Source organism: Aerosakkonema sp. BLCC-F183, from assembly GCF_041929145.1.
Lineage (GTDB): Bacteria > Cyanobacteriota > Cyanobacteriia > Cyanobacteriales > Aerosakkonemataceae > Aerosakkonema.
The window spans coordinates 41752-56914 of record NZ_JBHFNU010000104.1 but is presented as its reverse complement, the minus strand read 5'-3'; the positions used below and the strand labels follow the sequence as shown (position 1 = coordinate 56914).

Sequence of the window (15163 nt, the reverse complement as noted above, 5' to 3'; positions counted from 1 at the left end):
GAATCACCTACGCCTTACCGTCCAATGGGCGTAGGTTTTCTGTTTTCTGGGCAATTGCCATTTTCTTGATTGCGATCGCTATTATTGGTAAGGTTGTGACTGGCTGGACGGGATTTGGTCAACCCTCAAGTTAAGCTTTTGGCGATCGGCGTCGGTACGATTCCGCGAACCTGAGTAGGTGTTTTGAGAACCTGAAAGTGCAGTTGAGTCAGCTCAGTCTGTTTTAGAGGGTGAAACTTACGCCTTGACAGCGAAGTCAGGAATCAGCACTCAAAAGTCAAAAACAGTCAAAAGTAAAAAATGAAAGAGACTTAGGGCTTCCGATCCGGGAAACCCCTGTTCTGCGAAACTGGTGGTTGGGGAACAAGTCTGGGATCGTTAAGTCCGGATGCCAGAATTATGCAAGTGAAAAAAAGTTCTATTCAAGGGCAGTCATTACCACTCGCAGATCTGGCCTACCCAAGTAGGCTCCCGGTAGTATAGGGTGTATCAACTGCATAAGGTGTGAGGATAAGTAGGAGCGCAGTAATTGCTGGGTCTTTAAGTTAAAGAGCTTATGGGTGTCAAATGTTCGGCCAATTGGTTTTCATCTCCATGAGGGCTTCGCCCTACCTGTGTGCGATCGCGCCCGTCTGGGGGAACCCTTCCCGGATATGGGAAAACTTAGGCTATAGGCGACAATATTCGCTGGTATGCTCAGGATAATTATTCGCAATATTTCGCCAAAAAAGATTACCCATTTTGCCATACTTGCTGACTTGTACTTGGCGGCGCGTGCAGAGGTTAAGTTGTGGTATTGTTCAACGCAGCCTCAAACTGTGTATTTATACCCAAGGGTACTCGAATCCAGACGCATAACCCAAAGTATAATCCTTAACCAGCTGGGAAAATTTATGCCGCTGGGCTACGAAAATCAGGAGAAACAATAGTGAAATTTCACTGGCTACTACCCAGTACATTTTTGAGCCTAGTTCTGCTGTCCTCTCCAGCCTTTGCAGGTAGACTGCAATCTTGGCGTTTTGATGCCGATCGAAATCGGTTGGTCTTCACAACGGACAGTAGCGTTCAACCGAAAGCACAATTGCTTTTCAATCCCACACGTTTGGTGATCGATTTGCCCGGTACCGCTTTCCTGCGCCCAACAGTAAATCAGCAACTGAGGGGGGCAATGCGACAGATGCGGGTGGGGCAGTTAGATCCTCAAACGACTCGTCTGGTGATTGAATTAAGCCCAGGTTACACGCTAGACCCACAGCAGGTAAAATTCCAGGGAATTTCGCCCCGGCAGTGGTTGGTGCAGCTGCCAACCCCGATTCGATCGGACGAGCAAACGAGCAGTGCTTCTGTTTCTCTTGGTTCGCCGGAAGCCACGGCATCTGTGACGTCTGATTCGGTGGCTCAAATCCAGGATGTACAGGTAACACCCGATGGTTTTTTTATCCGCACCTCCGGTCCCAACCCAGAAGTGAAGGTGAGGAGAAGTGGAGATCGGGACACGATCGATATTTACCTCGAAGGCGCAGCTTTGTCTTCCGAACTGACGTTAAAAGACTTATCGGTAAACCGTAATGGCGTCAGCAGGATTCAGCTCAGTCAAGTACAAAACACACCACCGATCGCCCGCCTGACTTTGCAGGTGGACAAAGAAAGCCCGGATTGGCAGGCTCGCATCAGCAATTTAGGTGGAATTGTAGTGTTACCGACACTGGGGCAGGAGTCATCATCCGAGCGCAGGAGTGACGATCGACTTGCCACCGTCCAATCTGTGGAAGTGAGCGGCAATCAACTTTTAGTCAGAGCAAATCAGCCGTTTACTTACACAAGCGGCTGGGATCAATCGTCTGGTGCTTACCGTATCACTATTCCTGCCGCTAAACTAGCCGAGCGGGTGAGGGAACCGGAATCAAATGCAAACAGTCCGGTATTGCGGGTGCGGCTGCGCCAGCAAGACCCTTCCACGGTTGTAGTTCTGGTGTTACCTGCCTCTGGGGTGCAGATTGGCGAAATCAATCAACCTTCACCTCAACTCTTGGCTCTGCCCTTACGAGGCTCAAGGCGGGAAATTGTCGTTCCGCCTCCCAACCGCACTACTGTTTCTGTGCCGGACTCAGTTCCGGATTATCCCAGAAATGAACGCCCTCGTCCTCGCGATGGCCGAATTTTAGTGATGATAGATCCGGGACACGGTGGAAAAGATGTGGGTGCGATCGGTATTGGCGGGTTACAAGAGAAAGACGTGATCTTGCCTATATCCCAAGAAGTGGCAAGGTTGCTCCAGCGGCAGGGTATTCAGGTCGTGATGACGCGGAACGATGACTATTTCGTTGACCTTGCACCCAGAGTGCAAATGGCTAGGCGGGAGAATGCAGACTTGTTTGTTAGCATCCACGCCAATGCGATCGATATGACCCGTCCTGACATTAGCGGACTGGAGACTTACTATTACAGCAGTAGCGAAGGCGAACGTTTAGCTCGGACTATCCACAATAGCATCCTCCAGAGTATAGATATTCCAGATCGGAGGGTGCGACAGGCCAGATTTTACGTTCTCAGGCACAATCCCATGCCTGCGGTTTTGGTGGAAGTTGGTTTTGTAACGGGGGCACAAGATGCTCCCAGACTGGCTTCCCCAGCTTACCAAAGACGAATGGCAGAAGCGATCGCTCGTGGTATTCTCCAATACCTACAACAAAGTTACTAATCGATCTCCGGTCAAAAGTCATTAGTAACTAGCCATAAACTGCTGACTTTTGACCCCTAACAACTGAAGAAAGACAACTGATAGCTGGCAAAGGACAAATGACAACAGATAAAATAGGAGTTTTTGATAGCGGCGTTGGCGGTCTCACTGTGTTAAGAGAACTTTATCGACAACTGCCTAATGAATCCATTCTTTACTTCGGGGATACAGCGCGATTGCCCTATGGTAATCGCACTCAGGCAGAAATTTTGCAGTTTGTACGCGAGATTCTCAACTGGATGTCTGTCCAAGGCACCAAAATGGTCATTATGGCTTGCAATACCAGTTCGGCTCTGGCGCTAGAAATTGTAAGGTCTGAGTTCAATTTCCCCATTTTAGGGGTTATTCTTCCCGGCGCTCGTGCTGCTGTAAGTATGGGCAAGCGGATTGGCGTTATTGCCACCCCTGCTACTGCGGCTAGTAGCGCGTACCGTCACGCTATCCAGGAAATTGACCCAAACGTTCAAGTCTGGCAAGTTGGTTGTCCGGCATTTGTGCCTCTAATCGAGCAAAACCGCATTAATGACCCTTACACATATGAGGTGGCCAAGGAATACCTGGCTCCTTTATTAGAGCAGCAAATTGATACGCTGGTTTACGGCTGTACCCACTATCCCCATTTAGCACCCGTTTTGCGTGCTATTTTACCGCGTTCGGTACGTACCGTAGATCCGGCAGTACACGTTGTTGGTGCCGCAGCTCAAGAACTCGATATTTTAGGAATCAGAAGTACGGCTCCACCGCAACCTACACGTTTCTGCGTGAGCGGGGAGCCACATCAATTTGCACAATTGTCGGTACAATGGCTAGGTTGCAGGCCACTTGTAGAGCAGGTTTGCTTACCTGTATCTGTGCCTTTACAGCAAGTACCGCTGGAATGATTGGAATGAAACTGTTGACACTCTCCGCTCGTCATTGCGGAGATTCTTGGGTTGAATCCTGCCTCTACCAAGTAAACTTAGCTTTGGTCTTACAGTTTCATGTTTGGTTTGCTTTTGGTTAACCCTCCGGACGTCGCCAAACTCCTGACCGCTGCACGAGTATCAACAATACGTAAATCGCTAATAGATAGCCTGTGGCCAGAAGGGGAATCATCAGAGGCATATCGGGGTAAACCATAATGGAATTAGGAGTAAAGAGGAGGGACTTCAAATCAGATAGGAATAATTTTTCTCAGCAAACATTGGCAAAGCGATCGCTTTGACGATTATCTTCCGATTGGAAGAGTTAGAGACATTAATGCCTCCACATATACACACAGGCTTAGCGAGACTTCATACCATAGCTGTTTCCCTCTAGGTGGCTCTCAATAATTTATTGTCACCACGCCTAGAGGCTGCTTTGGATTAAATTTCCGTCTCTTGATAATTATGGGTGATAGTAGCAACCAAGAGTGCAGCTACTTTTCCCTTTAAATATTTAGTGTTTCTGGGCTTCCAGAGATGTTCGGCAACTTTCAGTTGCCTTGGAGTAACTTTGTCAGATCCCCACGACTCAAAGCTAGAAAGGAGGCATTTGTGTAGACTAAGCCTACACTCAGAGCTATGTCCGATCGGCCTGAAACGTGGTTTTTCCGCCAGTTTTTTCACTTGATTGTGGTTTTATCCACTTGGTTTTATCCACTGGTTTTATCCAGTACGCATATGATGGCAGTTTTGGAAGTGCGTATCGGCAACAACACGTACTCCTTTTCGGACTGGGAAACTTTTCGCCAAGATCGTATGTCCTTGTCTAGCAAGGTATCCACTTGCAGGCGTTTTTGTTGTACCCTGTCTCGGCACTCTTCGCTGTCAAGCCTATGGCCAGACAGGAAGAATAGAGCCGAACCTTGTTGAATTTTTTGAAATCCTTAATATCTAGAGTATCACAAGCTTTCTGGCTTTTCGAGCTTTGTGAGGAAAATACTTAAAAATTCTACACAATTTTGCAAGAGCTTGGTCATCAGCCGCTCGGCAGCTCGCCAAAATTGAAAAAGCTACCGACTTGCGCTCTCAGCGACGCAGCCATAAGCCATTTCTGGGACAGAAATCGGCCAATTATCTCCAGCCCTTATTTCATCTACGGGAGGGTTCGCTTAAAATGAGGAGAGAATATGTTAAATTTCTTGACAATCCACAACGCCTGAATCGGCAGACCCATGACCTCAACTACCTCCCTCTTTTCGCCTGTTGAAGCAGACCTACGTTTGCTGTCGGAGAACTTGAAACAGCTAGTTGGTAAGCGTCACCCTATCCTGTCTGCCGCAGCAGAACATTTGTTTGGAGCAGGGGGAAAACGCCTCAGACCTGCGATTGTGCTTCTGATTTCGCGGGCGACAATGCAAGATGGGGAAATTACTCCCCGTCATAGACGGTTGGCCGAGATTACGGAAATGATTCACACAGCTAGCCTAGTACACGATGATGTAGTGGACGAATCGGAAGTTCGTCGCGGGGTGCCTACAGTACATAACCTGTTTGGCAACCGCATCGCAGTACTGGCGGGGGATTTTCTCTTCGCGCAATCTTCCTGGTATTTAGCCAACCTGGATAACTTGGAGGTTGTCAAACTACTGTCGCAGGTGATTATGGATTTGGCGGCAGGAGAAATTCAGCAAGGGCTGAATCGTTTCGACACGAGTTTATCGATCGAAGCTTACCTACAAAAAAGTTACTACAAAACTGCCTCCCTGATTGCCAATAGTGCCAAAGCTGCTGGTTGCTTAAGTGGGCTTTCGGCTGAAATGGCAGAAAATTTATATCGCTACGGGCGTCATATCGGTTTGGCGTTCCAAGTAGTTGATGACATCTTGGACTTCACCGGGTCTACAGAAGTTTTGGGCAAACCTGCCGGTTCGGATCTCAAAAGCGGCAATTTGACTGCGCCGGCCATATTTGCTCTGGAAGAGAAACCCTACTTGGAGGTGCTGATCGAACGAGAATTTTGTAAGGATGAGGATTTGGAGCAAGCGATCGCTTTAATCAATGAAGGTATGGGTATTGAGCGTGCCCGCGAATTAGCTGCCAGAGAAGCTCGCTCTGCGGTTGAGTATCTTGCCGATTTACCGCCCTCTGAGTATCGCCAAGCCTTAAGCGATATGGCTGAGTATGTTTTGAGTCGGTTGTACTAGAATTTTAGATTTTAGATTTTAGATTGGCTGTAAATCCAAAATCTAAAATCCAAAATCAATTCAGGCGATATCCGGAGGAATATGACCGGGCGCATTTCGGCGTACTGTATGGTTTTGCTGCAAATGGGCCTGGATTAAATTTTGTAAATCTTCCCGACGCAATTCAGTTCCCGATGAAAGATTTCCTGGCGTCTCAAAAAATACAGTACTATCAACCGTGTTCATAGCCAGCATTTGAAACAAAATATGGGTGACAGGAACTGGCATAGCTAGGACTTGCGGATCTTCGATCGAATTGCGATCGGCTGTGGCATCTTGGAGAGTTGGGAAAGCGTATATAACACGTTTTTCCACACCTGGGTTAGCGCGATTGCTTAAAGCAGTCAATACCCAGTCGCGCTCGAAGGTCTGGAGAATATAGTACTGAGAGTGTCGCAATTGCTGAGCCAGCAGCTTGAGAGCTGGTGCGATCGCTTGCATGGCCTGGGTAGTATGAGTATCTTGGGGTGCATTGTCAATTAAAAGTTGAATTTGTCGATCTAATTCCATAGGTCACGCTCAAAAGCTCCGATCGTCTACTTTTTAATCTAACTGTCGATCCAATCGGTCGGATTTGGGTGTGCTAGGGTCAAGGTAGTAGCGAAGCATTGCAAAAAAATGCGAGCGGTCTGGACGATAGTTCAGATCCGGTTGGATCGAATCGCATTTTGAGGAAAAAAGAAATTCTGGTGATTAACCAGCGAATCAAATGGGAGCATCTCTGCGGTCTATTTATGAATGGGTGGTCTAGGGCTTCGCAATCAAATTAAGTAGGGGCTAAATTAAACTTGCCCCAACAACAACGAGCTTGGGAGAGATCTGCTAGCGTGGAGGCTATCTTTGAGCTGCTGTTCGCCGAACTTAAGCAGTCCACCCGTGCTTCAGAGCAAAATTGCCGCGAAGTCGCAGCGCGTATAGCAACGGAAGTAACCCGAATTTGTAATGAAAGTAAGCGCATCCAAGCGCTGGGCGCTGTCGAAACTTGGGCTAAAAAGCTTGCCCGTCATCGTTTGCAGCAATGCCTCAACTATTACAAGCTGGGGTCTACCGCTGGACGGGTAGAATTACACAGTACTCTGAGTGCGATTGTCTATCGTTACATTACACCACCTGGAGCGTCATCAATCTATGAAAATCGGCTGACTTTAATAGAAGATTTCTTACAGGGATTTTATGTGGAAGCATTGAGTGCCTTTCGCCGGGAAGGAGCTATGTGCCAGCTTGCCCCTACAAGTCCAACTTATCGTCCCGAAACTCTGTTAGAGCTGGCGGAATTTCTGGCTTTTACAGAGCGTTATGCTAAGCGACGGATTCGCTTGTCACATAACCGAACTCAGCAGCTAGTAATTTTGCGGGCTCAAGCGTTTGTGCAAAAGCAACCGCCGGAAACCTCGGTGGATATGGAACAAGCTGCTGAGGGGGGAACGTCAGAATCAGAAGCAAGCTGGGATGAAGCTTTGGTGCAGCAAGTGCGGCAAGTGATGGGGGCTCAAGAAGATGCTCCCAATCAGGAAGATTCGCTGCGCCAGTCTGTAATTGACGAGTTGATGGCCTACTTACAAGAACGTCAGCAGGAAGATTGTGCCGACTACTTTGCGCTGCGGCTGCAAGACCTCAATACGCAAGAAATTGAAGCGATAATGGGTCTAACCCAGCGTCAGCGGGATTACTTGCAACAGCGCTTTAAATATCATTTGATTAGATTTGCTCTATTGCATCGGTGGGAACTGGTGCATGAGTGGTTGGAAGCAGATATAGAAAGGAATCTGGGCCTCGTCCCCCAGCAATGGCAAACTTTCCTGGCGAGTCTGGAGCCTGAGCAACTGAGCTTACTAGAGTTGAAACAAAAAAAACTGTCCGATCGAGAAATATCTCGAAATTTAGGGTGGACGGTTACGCAGATTCAGAAGCAGTGGTTTAAGCTTCTAGAAAAAGCCTGGGATCTTCGTAATTCATTCGTGTCCGGATCGGGTGCATCGACTGATGAACAGAGACATAGAAGCCTTCCCTGAAAAATTCTTCGCCTGGTTGCTGCAAAGCGATCGAGTCAAATCGGCTCCGGGCCATGAGTTCGATCGCTCGACAGCCTCGTTGAGCGAGAAGGAGAATTCTAATTTAGAAACTTCTTCAGAGGTTACTCATAGCTTAGAGCTAGGCGATTGTGATATAGATGATTGGGAATTAGAAGATTTAGATCTACTGGAGTCAGAAGTATTGAACGCCGCACTCTCCAGCACCATTACTCCGGAGGTTTTGCGTCAACCCCCTGAAAAACCGGGAGACATTCCTGTTGTGCGAGACCGTTTCCAGGCACTTCTCAAACGTCGCCTCAAGACGGAAATCCAAAATAATCCTCCCCTATTTCCTTGGGAGACCGAGATCGGTGATTACGAAGCCGATAGTTCTTCTGCAATAGAGCTGGAATCGGGATGGGAAAAGCACCTGTGGACGGCTCAAATCCAAAAGTTCAATTTGCCAGTAGCCATCCCGCCAGAGGTTTTCACCCAACTGTTAGACCGATGTCAAGCGGTGGTTCAATCCTCAAAAACCGAGGCGGCTAAATTAGTGCGTGCGGTGGAGGTGTTGTTCCCCGGTCATTCCCAGATGTTGAACAAATTTGCCCAGAAGGTGTCAGCGCCTCCGGATCGTAAAAGTCTCGATAGGGTAGATTATCGGCAAGAAACGACCAAATTCCCCAGCAGTTACGAAACAGCGACGCTGGCAGAGCAAATGGTTCTGTTATTGCAGGCAGCTCGGCAGATTCTCAGTTCTCTGACGTTGCTTCTTTCACCATCTCAATTAGCTGTGGAAAGACAGTGGCTAAGTGCTGTCGGTCTGCTGACGCTGGAGGTACAATATCAAGTACACCAGCAATCGATCGCCTCTGTACGGATTCAAGGTCGATTTCCTTGTGGTGGCAGTATGAAGTTTCGAGGGGGTCAGGCAGTAGCTACCACCCATCGACCCGATCCGGGTTGCTTGAGTGTGGAATTGTTCGATTTGGAACCCAATCACAGCTATTTGTTGGAAGTTCATTTTCAGCAACTGGGTCAGAAACCGTTAATTTTTGCTGTGATGGTAATTAGTTCTTAGCGATCGGTCAAATGTCATCGGTCGTTGGTCAATTGCGATGAGATCGTGGATAGTGGTTAGTAGTGGATGGGAAACAAGTTTTCTCACAACTAACAACTGACAACTGACATTTGACAAATGACTGTTGACAAATTGCGAAATATACCCATTTGGGGAAAGTTTAGGGAACGGTTGGCAGCGATGCCAATGCCGGAGGTGGAAGAGTCGCTCTGGCTGCGAGTGCTAGTGCAGGCTTTGGTGGTGGTGGGCATTATTGCTACCGATGTGGCGGCTGAGACTTTCGGTACTGGGGACAGTCTGAGCATTTGGGCTGTACCGCTGAGTATTGTAGGTGCGACGTGGAGTTGGTATCGCCGCCGTAAGCCGAATATCCCGGTGAAGTTTGGTATCGCGATGGGAATGTTGTGGGCTTTGGCGGTTTTTCTGTCGAATTTGCGGGATTCTCTCAATGATACGCGATTTGTCTTGGCGCAATTGCTGATTCAATTACAAGTGTTGCACAGCTTTGACTTGCCTCGCCGCAAGGATTTGGGCTATTCCACGGCGATCGGTCTGATTTTGTTGGGGGTGGCGGCAACTTTGAGTCAGACGATGGCTTTTGCACCATTGCTGTTAGTATTTTTCGCGATCGCTCTACCTGTTTTGGTGTTGGATTACCGCTCGCGATTGGGATTGGATCAATTAAAAATTAACAGAGAAAGATTAAAAAATTTCAGAAATTTTCCGATTAAAAATGGCAAAGTTTTAGTATTTTACTTTTTTGTAATTCTGGGCATAGGGCTAGCTATTTTTGCTTTTATGCCCAGAGTACCGGGTTATCAAATACGGACATTTCCAGTTAGTTCTCCAATTGAGTTTAAAGGGAATTTTGACGGGCGATCGATTCGCAATCCGGGTTATGCTAACAACAGTAATGGCCAGGACGATCGCGGCACAGGGAGGGGAAAGAATAAGGAAAAAGGAGCGGGCGAACTTGATGATACTTTTTATTATGGTTTTAACGATACGATTAACCAAAATTTGCGCGGTTTTCTGAAGCCAAAAGTGGTGATGCGAGTGCGATCGCAAGCGGAAGGATTTTGGCGAGTTTTGGCATTCGATCGCTACACGGGTCAAGGTTGGGAAATTTCTCGTAATAACCAAGCTTTTCTCCTGGAACGTCCCAGTTGGACTTATAGATTCTATCTACCGATATCGCCAATGAGGAATCGGACGCAGGAAGTAATTCAAAGCTATACAATTGTCTCGGAATTGCCGAATTTAATTCCGGCAATGTCTTATGTCAGAGAAGTTTACTTTCCGGCGGAGAAAATAGCCATAGATCCAGAAGGAACTATCCGAGGGCCGGCATTAGTTGAAGGTGTGACTTACACAGTCATTTCAGAAGTTCCTTATCGAGAGCGCAGTCGTTTAAATCAAGCTTCTACTAACTATCCTAAAAATATTCGCAAATACTACCTGGAAGTTCCACCTGCTATTAAGGAGAAGGTGCGGAAACTGACGGAAGAAATTTTAGCAAATCAGCAACAGGTAGCAAAGGACAAGAAACCGATTACTACTGCTTACGAAAAAGCTCTGTACTTGGCTCAATACTTGAAGCAAAATCCTAATTACAAGCTGGAAAAACTGCCACCTTTTTTAAGGGATAATGAAGATTTGGTCGAGGCTTTTCTGTTTGGGTATAAGAATAGTCCTGCGGGAGAGAAAATTACGGGTGGGTATCCAGACCACTTCACTACTGTGTATACGATCATGTTGCGATCGATCGGTATTCCAGCTAGGGTAGTTGGTGGTTTTGCACCTGGGGAATTTAATCCTTTTACCGGGTTATATGTTGTCAAGAACACCGATGCTTATTTGATGACAGAAGTGTATTTCCCTAAACACGGTTGGTTTGCTTTCGATCCGATACCCGGTCATCCGTTGATTCCGCCTTCACTCGAAGAAAACCAAACTTTTACAGCGATTGAGAAGTTTTGGAAGTGGGTAGCGGGGTGGTTACCTTCACCAGTAAATAATTTCCTGAGTACTGTATTTGGGGGAATTATTGCGGCGATATTTGGTGCGATCGCATGGTTTTTTGCACTGTTTACTCAAGGTTGGGTAGGTTTATTCACGGGGTTGTTAATTGCAATTGTTCTAGGATTTTTGGGTTGGTTAGCTTGGAATGGTTGGCAATATTGGCGTTACCAAAAATGGTTGAAAAAGCTGCATCCGATGGAAAGTATCTATCAGGAAATGCTGCGATGGTTAGGGGAAAAAGGTTTGCAAAAACATCCAGCTTGGACGCCGTTTGAGTATGCAGCAACATCGCGTCAACAATATGCTGATGAACGTGGGGAAGCTATAGAAGAAATTTCGCAAGCTTATGTTAGTTGGCGATATGGGGGTGAGTCTCCTAATTTGGGTTATTTGCGCCGGAAATTGGAGGTTTTGAGGAAGTCGGAGTTGAGGAAGATGGGAAGGAGGAGAAGTTCTTAACGGGAGATAGCCCCAAACCCCCCTGAGAAAGGGGGGATTTTTTTTGGTGGATAGGGTGCGATCGCTCCCCTTTCACAACCATTTACCTATGCGTTTGCCATGTTTTAATCCCCTTGCGGGGAAGAATTTAAGATAATTAATTGACTTATCAGCAGTCTTTTCTAGAACCGTATACTTCAATCCCCTTGCGGGGAGTTACCAAGATAATCTTAGTGACTGGAAGTACACTTCTAGGGATCTATCTGAAAAGTCTAATTTTATTAATGTAGCGACATTTGCCTGACAAGTCAATTTAGTCAAATGATATTGAAGTAATGTAACGGTTTGTATTTTTCGATGGTAACCTGGCCAAAGATTTGAGATTTTGCTATATTCAGGATTATAACTTCAGTTTAAAGGTATATCGCTATGTAACCCAACGCAGCAACCATTTAATTGACTTATCAGCAGTTTTTAACTGCTAACTAGCCTTTTCAGAATAGTATTCTTGGGAAAAAAGATGAAAAATACATCCTCTGTGACAGTAATACCTTACCTGACAGCAGAGTTAGGTTCGGCATACAAATACGGGATGCCTCCGGCAAGCGATACATCTCCCGTTAATGTGGCAAAAGCTTCTGCAAACGCTCAATATTCGGTTAAACCAGATCCGCTGGCGATCGTAGGCTCGATCTCTACCAACAATAACTCGATGCCTTCTGAAGTAACAGCGAATAATCCCAGCATTCAGACAGCACAGAACTCTGATTTCTCACCAATAATACAGTTTTTTGTAAAAAGTATTACAAACCCACTACCAGTAGTTTTTGGAAGTTCTGTAGCATTGGTAATCATCGCAATGCTTATAAGCCAAATCTCAGGCGGTATAAGGGTTAAGCTTGACTTAGAAGTTTCTCCTACATATAGTCAGGGAGAAAAAACTACCGCAGTCAAGCAATAAAATTAACTAAGTAACTGATTGCATTGGGAGGATAAATCGCTCCGATGCAGTCAGGATAGTTATCGATTCACAAGCAACATAGTTAATTATTGGGATTTATGAATAACCTTTCAAATGACGCTGCTTTGCAAGTGGCTAGAGAAGCCGTTAAGGTACTTTTAGAGTGGGCTGAACCAGAGTCAGCAAAGAATTTTACTCTTTCAAATCAGGAAGATATTGTTAAGATCGTCACGAAGGCAAAGGAAATCTTATTTTGGCCTAGCGATCGCAATCTGAAACCATTGAGATTGTTGTTTGATAAAGTTAAACTCTCGGAACATGAAGTAAGAAAGAATTATTGGCAACCGAAGGCGATCGCTAATAATGATGATAACGACAGTAATTATCCCAAAATTTACTATCCGATAGCTAAAGAAACGAAGCTAGCAGAATTAGAATGTTTGAAACAGGAAATTAAAGATGAAATTAATCAGCTTCAATTAAATCAGCAGGACTGGGAAAATCTCTCGTTGCTGATGTTGATATTGGAAAAATTTGGTTCTTATATTAGTTTTGGCGAGAAAGATATTGCTTTGGTGGATATGGCGAGGACTGCGGGATCGATCGCCGCAGCTTTAGCTAAAAATATTCAAGCAACTCATCTTAGTTTAATTGCTGGCGATCTTTCAGGAATTCAAAAATTTATTTACACTATTTCTTCTGATGGTGCGCTTAAATCTCTCCGCGCTCGGAGTTTTTATTTAGAATTGGTGACAGAAGAAGTTGTTCAGCAATTACTTGCAAGGCTAAACTTACCTCGCACGAATGTAATTTATGCTGGAGGTGGCAACTTATATTTATTGGCATCTGCGACAGATCCAACAAAGGATGTTGTAGAAGAAGTACGCGAACAACTAAATGAATGGTTTTTGAAAAAGTTTCAGGGAAAACTATTTCTTGCTCTTGATTGGTTAAATTTCCCAATTCAAGATGTTAGCGATCGACAATTTGCTGTTCACTGGACAGAAGTTACGAAGAACTTGGCTGGTCAAAAATCGCGCAAATTTTATAACCAAATTTCTGAATTTATCAAACCTCATCATAGTCATACACTGTGCAAGGTTTGTCATCGGGACGATCTGAAAGAGGAAGACTTGCAACCGCTAAGTGAGGATAATTCTGTTTTAGCCTGCAAAAATTGTTGCAGTATGTTTGATTTAGGTAGTAAATTGTTTGGAGTTAAGGCAATAGTGCGAACGTCTGAGCAAAATATAGCAGGCGAACTGGCTACAATCTCTTTTAAACTTCCTGCTACTGCTAAAGTTCCTGCTGCCAATATCTACTATCATTTATTTGAGGACTGGAAACAAATTGTCAAAGGTACGAATACAGTTCTGTTAATAAATGACTGGACTGTAGAACGCTATCGTTTTCGTAATTTTCGGAATCCCGTACCTCTGCTGTTAGGAAACTATGGTAAACGTAGTGAAGTAGAATCAGGTTTTATCCGAGCGGGTGAGATGGCAGAAGTTGCCAAAGGAATCAATCGAGTTGGCTATCTGCGGATGGATGTAGACAGACTCGGACAGATTTTTGCACGGGGATTAGGTGATAATCAAACTTTACCGAGATTAGCTGGATTATCGCGCCAAATGAGTTATTTTTTTAAAGTTTATCTGAATAGTTTGGCAGCAGCAAGAAAAGATAATTTCCCCAAAAAAGTTAAGAAATTAACAGAGAATGAGCGGTTAAATCTATTATTTATATATGCTGGAGGTGACGATCTATTTGTCAGTGGTGCTTGGAATGAGGTGGTGGAATTTGCGTTTGATGTTTACCAGTGCTTTCGCGCTTATACAGGTGATAATCCAGATATTACTTTATCGGGAGGGATTAGTATTGATGGGGCGAAGTTTCCTCTTTATCAAGCAGCAAAAGGATCGGGAAAAGCGGAGGATGCTGCTAAAGAAAATGGTCGCGATAGTTTAGGCTTATTTGGTCAGGTATTCAAATGGGATGAGTGGCTAGGAAGGGAAGATAATTTAGTTATTGATTCTAAAATTAGAGAATATTTGCAGCCAGAGATAATGCCGAAGCTGTTTGGTATTTTACCATTTGTAGAGAGGTTGAGTAAGCAGCAAATAGGGCTTAATTATGCTCGTAGTTTTGTCCGCAATTTGTTGATTACGGCAGAAATGCAAGAACAGATGGTTAAAGAATTTAAGAATAAATATTCAAAAGAAAAGGATGCGCTGGGAGTTCAATATTATCTGCATTTGCCAAAAATCGCTTATAGTTTATCTAGATTGCCTAGTGATGTATTAGATGATTTTGATTTTCGTACTTCTTTAAAGAGTCCTTATAATGCGCCTTATTTTCGGGCGATCGCAACTTGGATCGAATTACTAAATCGTTCAAATTAGGAGAAATCGCCATGACAAACTCATCGAACAGCGGTGATAGAATCGATCGAATAGAAGCATCAATAGAACATTTGACAGGTCGCGTCGATACTTTAGTGACTTTGATGGGTGATTTGCGTGAAAGTCAATTGCAAAGTCAACAAGAACATTTACAATTGTTGCGAATTGTAGCGCAACAGCAAACAGAGATTGTGGAGATAAAAAGAGAAATTAGAGACTTGCAAGCTGATGTAAAAGGGTTGCAAACAGAAAGTTTGCGGATTTTAGAACATTTATTTGGTCAGCAAGAAAAAGGTTCTTGATTAGGAACTATCTGGAACATTTTTGATGCTAAATTTAAATATAACTGCTAAAGCCAA

10 protein-coding genes are annotated in these 15163 nt (G+C 45.0%); 9 read left to right on the top strand and 1 reads right to left on the bottom strand.

The features are described from left to right. Positions 1 to 928 precede the first annotated feature (928 nt). The 3 genes from ACE1CD_RS30840 (at position 929) to sds (ending at position 5849) form a co-directional block, all read left to right on the top strand. Positions 929 to 2701 carry an N-acetylmuramoyl-L-alanine amidase gene (locus ACE1CD_RS30840; RefSeq protein WP_374800645.1) on the top strand — a complete coding sequence of 591 codons (1773 nt, stop codon included), beginning with the start codon at positions 929 to 931 and terminating at the stop codon, positions 2699 to 2701. 98 nt (positions 2702 to 2799) lie between these two features. After that, positions 2800 to 3621 carry a glutamate racemase gene (gene murI, locus ACE1CD_RS30835; protein WP_374800643.1) on the top strand — a complete coding sequence of 274 codons (822 nt, stop codon included), beginning with the start codon at positions 2800 to 2802 and terminating at the stop codon, positions 3619 to 3621. Between the two features lie 1256 nt (positions 3622 to 4877). Then, a complete protein-coding gene (gene sds / locus ACE1CD_RS30830; protein WP_374800641.1) occupies positions 4878 to 5849 on the top strand; it encodes a solanesyl diphosphate synthase in 972 nt (323 codons plus the stop codon). Positions 5850 to 5909: 60 nt separating this feature from the next. Here sds and ACE1CD_RS30825 read toward each other — a convergent pair whose 3' ends face one another. Continuing rightward, positions 5910 to 6398 carry a hypothetical protein gene (locus tag ACE1CD_RS30825; RefSeq protein ID WP_374827229.1) on the bottom strand — a complete coding sequence of 163 codons (489 nt, stop codon included), beginning with the start codon at positions 6396 to 6398 and terminating at the stop codon, positions 5910 to 5912. 278 nt (positions 6399 to 6676) lie between these two features. Between ACE1CD_RS30825 and hetZ the strand changes: the two genes are divergently transcribed. From hetZ to ACE1CD_RS30795, 6 genes are all read left to right on the top strand, one after another. After that, positions 6677 to 7900: a heterocyst differentiation protein HetZ gene (gene hetZ / locus ACE1CD_RS30820; RefSeq protein ID WP_374800637.1), complete on the top strand. Its 1224-nt coding sequence runs from the start codon at positions 6677 to 6679 to the stop codon at positions 7898 to 7900. Continuing rightward, the gene (locus tag ACE1CD_RS30815; RefSeq protein ID WP_374800635.1) at positions 7872 to 8981 is read left to right on the top strand and encodes a hypothetical protein; all 1110 of its coding nucleotides are present in this window, start codon (positions 7872 to 7874) and stop codon (positions 8979 to 8981) included. The genes hetZ and ACE1CD_RS30815 overlap by 29 nt, the downstream gene beginning before the upstream one ends. A gap of 117 nt (positions 8982 to 9098) precedes the next feature. Next, positions 9099 to 11462 (top strand): transglutaminaseTgpA domain-containing protein, encoded by a 2364-nt coding sequence (locus tag ACE1CD_RS30810; protein ID WP_374827228.1) that lies wholly within the window; start codon positions 9099 to 9101, stop codon positions 11460 to 11462. Positions 11463 to 11961: 499 nt separating this feature from the next. Continuing rightward, on the top strand, positions 11962 to 12402 hold the full coding sequence (locus ACE1CD_RS30805; RefSeq protein WP_374800631.1) for a hypothetical protein: 441 nt from the start codon (positions 11962 to 11964) through the stop codon (positions 12400 to 12402). A 98-nt stretch (positions 12403 to 12500) separates the two neighbouring features. After that, complete coding sequence (cas10, locus tag ACE1CD_RS30800; protein WP_374827227.1) at positions 12501 to 14804, top strand: type III-A CRISPR-associated protein Cas10/Csm1; 2304 nt, start codon at positions 12501 to 12503, stop codon at positions 14802 to 14804. An 11-nt stretch (positions 14805 to 14815) separates the two neighbouring features. Next, complete coding sequence (locus ACE1CD_RS30795) at positions 14816 to 15106, top strand: hypothetical protein (protein ID WP_374800627.1); 291 nt, start codon at positions 14816 to 14818, stop codon at positions 15104 to 15106. Positions 15107 to 15163 lie beyond the last annotated feature (57 nt).

Bases quoted from the DNA above. Each gene is read 5' to 3' on its own strand.
- murI (WP_374800643.1), top strand. From the start codon at position 2,800: ATGACAACAGATAAAATAGGAGTTTTTGATAGCGGCGTTGGCGGTCTC.
- sds (WP_374800641.1), top strand. From the start codon at position 4,878: ATGACCTCAACTACCTCCCTCTTTTCGCCTGTTGAAGCAGACCTACGT.
- ACE1CD_RS30825 (WP_374827229.1), bottom strand. From the start codon at position 6,398: ATGGAATTAGATCGACAAATTCAACTTTTAATTGACAATGCACCCCAA.
- ACE1CD_RS30815 (WP_374800635.1), top strand. From the start codon at position 7,872: ATGAACAGAGACATAGAAGCCTTCCCTGAAAAATTCTTCGCCTGGTTG.
- ACE1CD_RS30810 (WP_374827228.1), top strand. From the start codon at position 9,099: ATGACTGTTGACAAATTGCGAAATATACCCATTTGGGGAAAGTTTAGG.
- ACE1CD_RS30805 (WP_374800631.1), top strand. From the start codon at position 11,962: ATGAAAAATACATCCTCTGTGACAGTAATACCTTACCTGACAGCAGAG.
- cas10 (WP_374827227.1), top strand. From the start codon at position 12,501: ATGAATAACCTTTCAAATGACGCTGCTTTGCAAGTGGCTAGAGAAGCC.
- ACE1CD_RS30795 (WP_374800627.1), top strand. From the start codon at position 14,816: ATGACAAACTCATCGAACAGCGGTGATAGAATCGATCGAATAGAAGCA.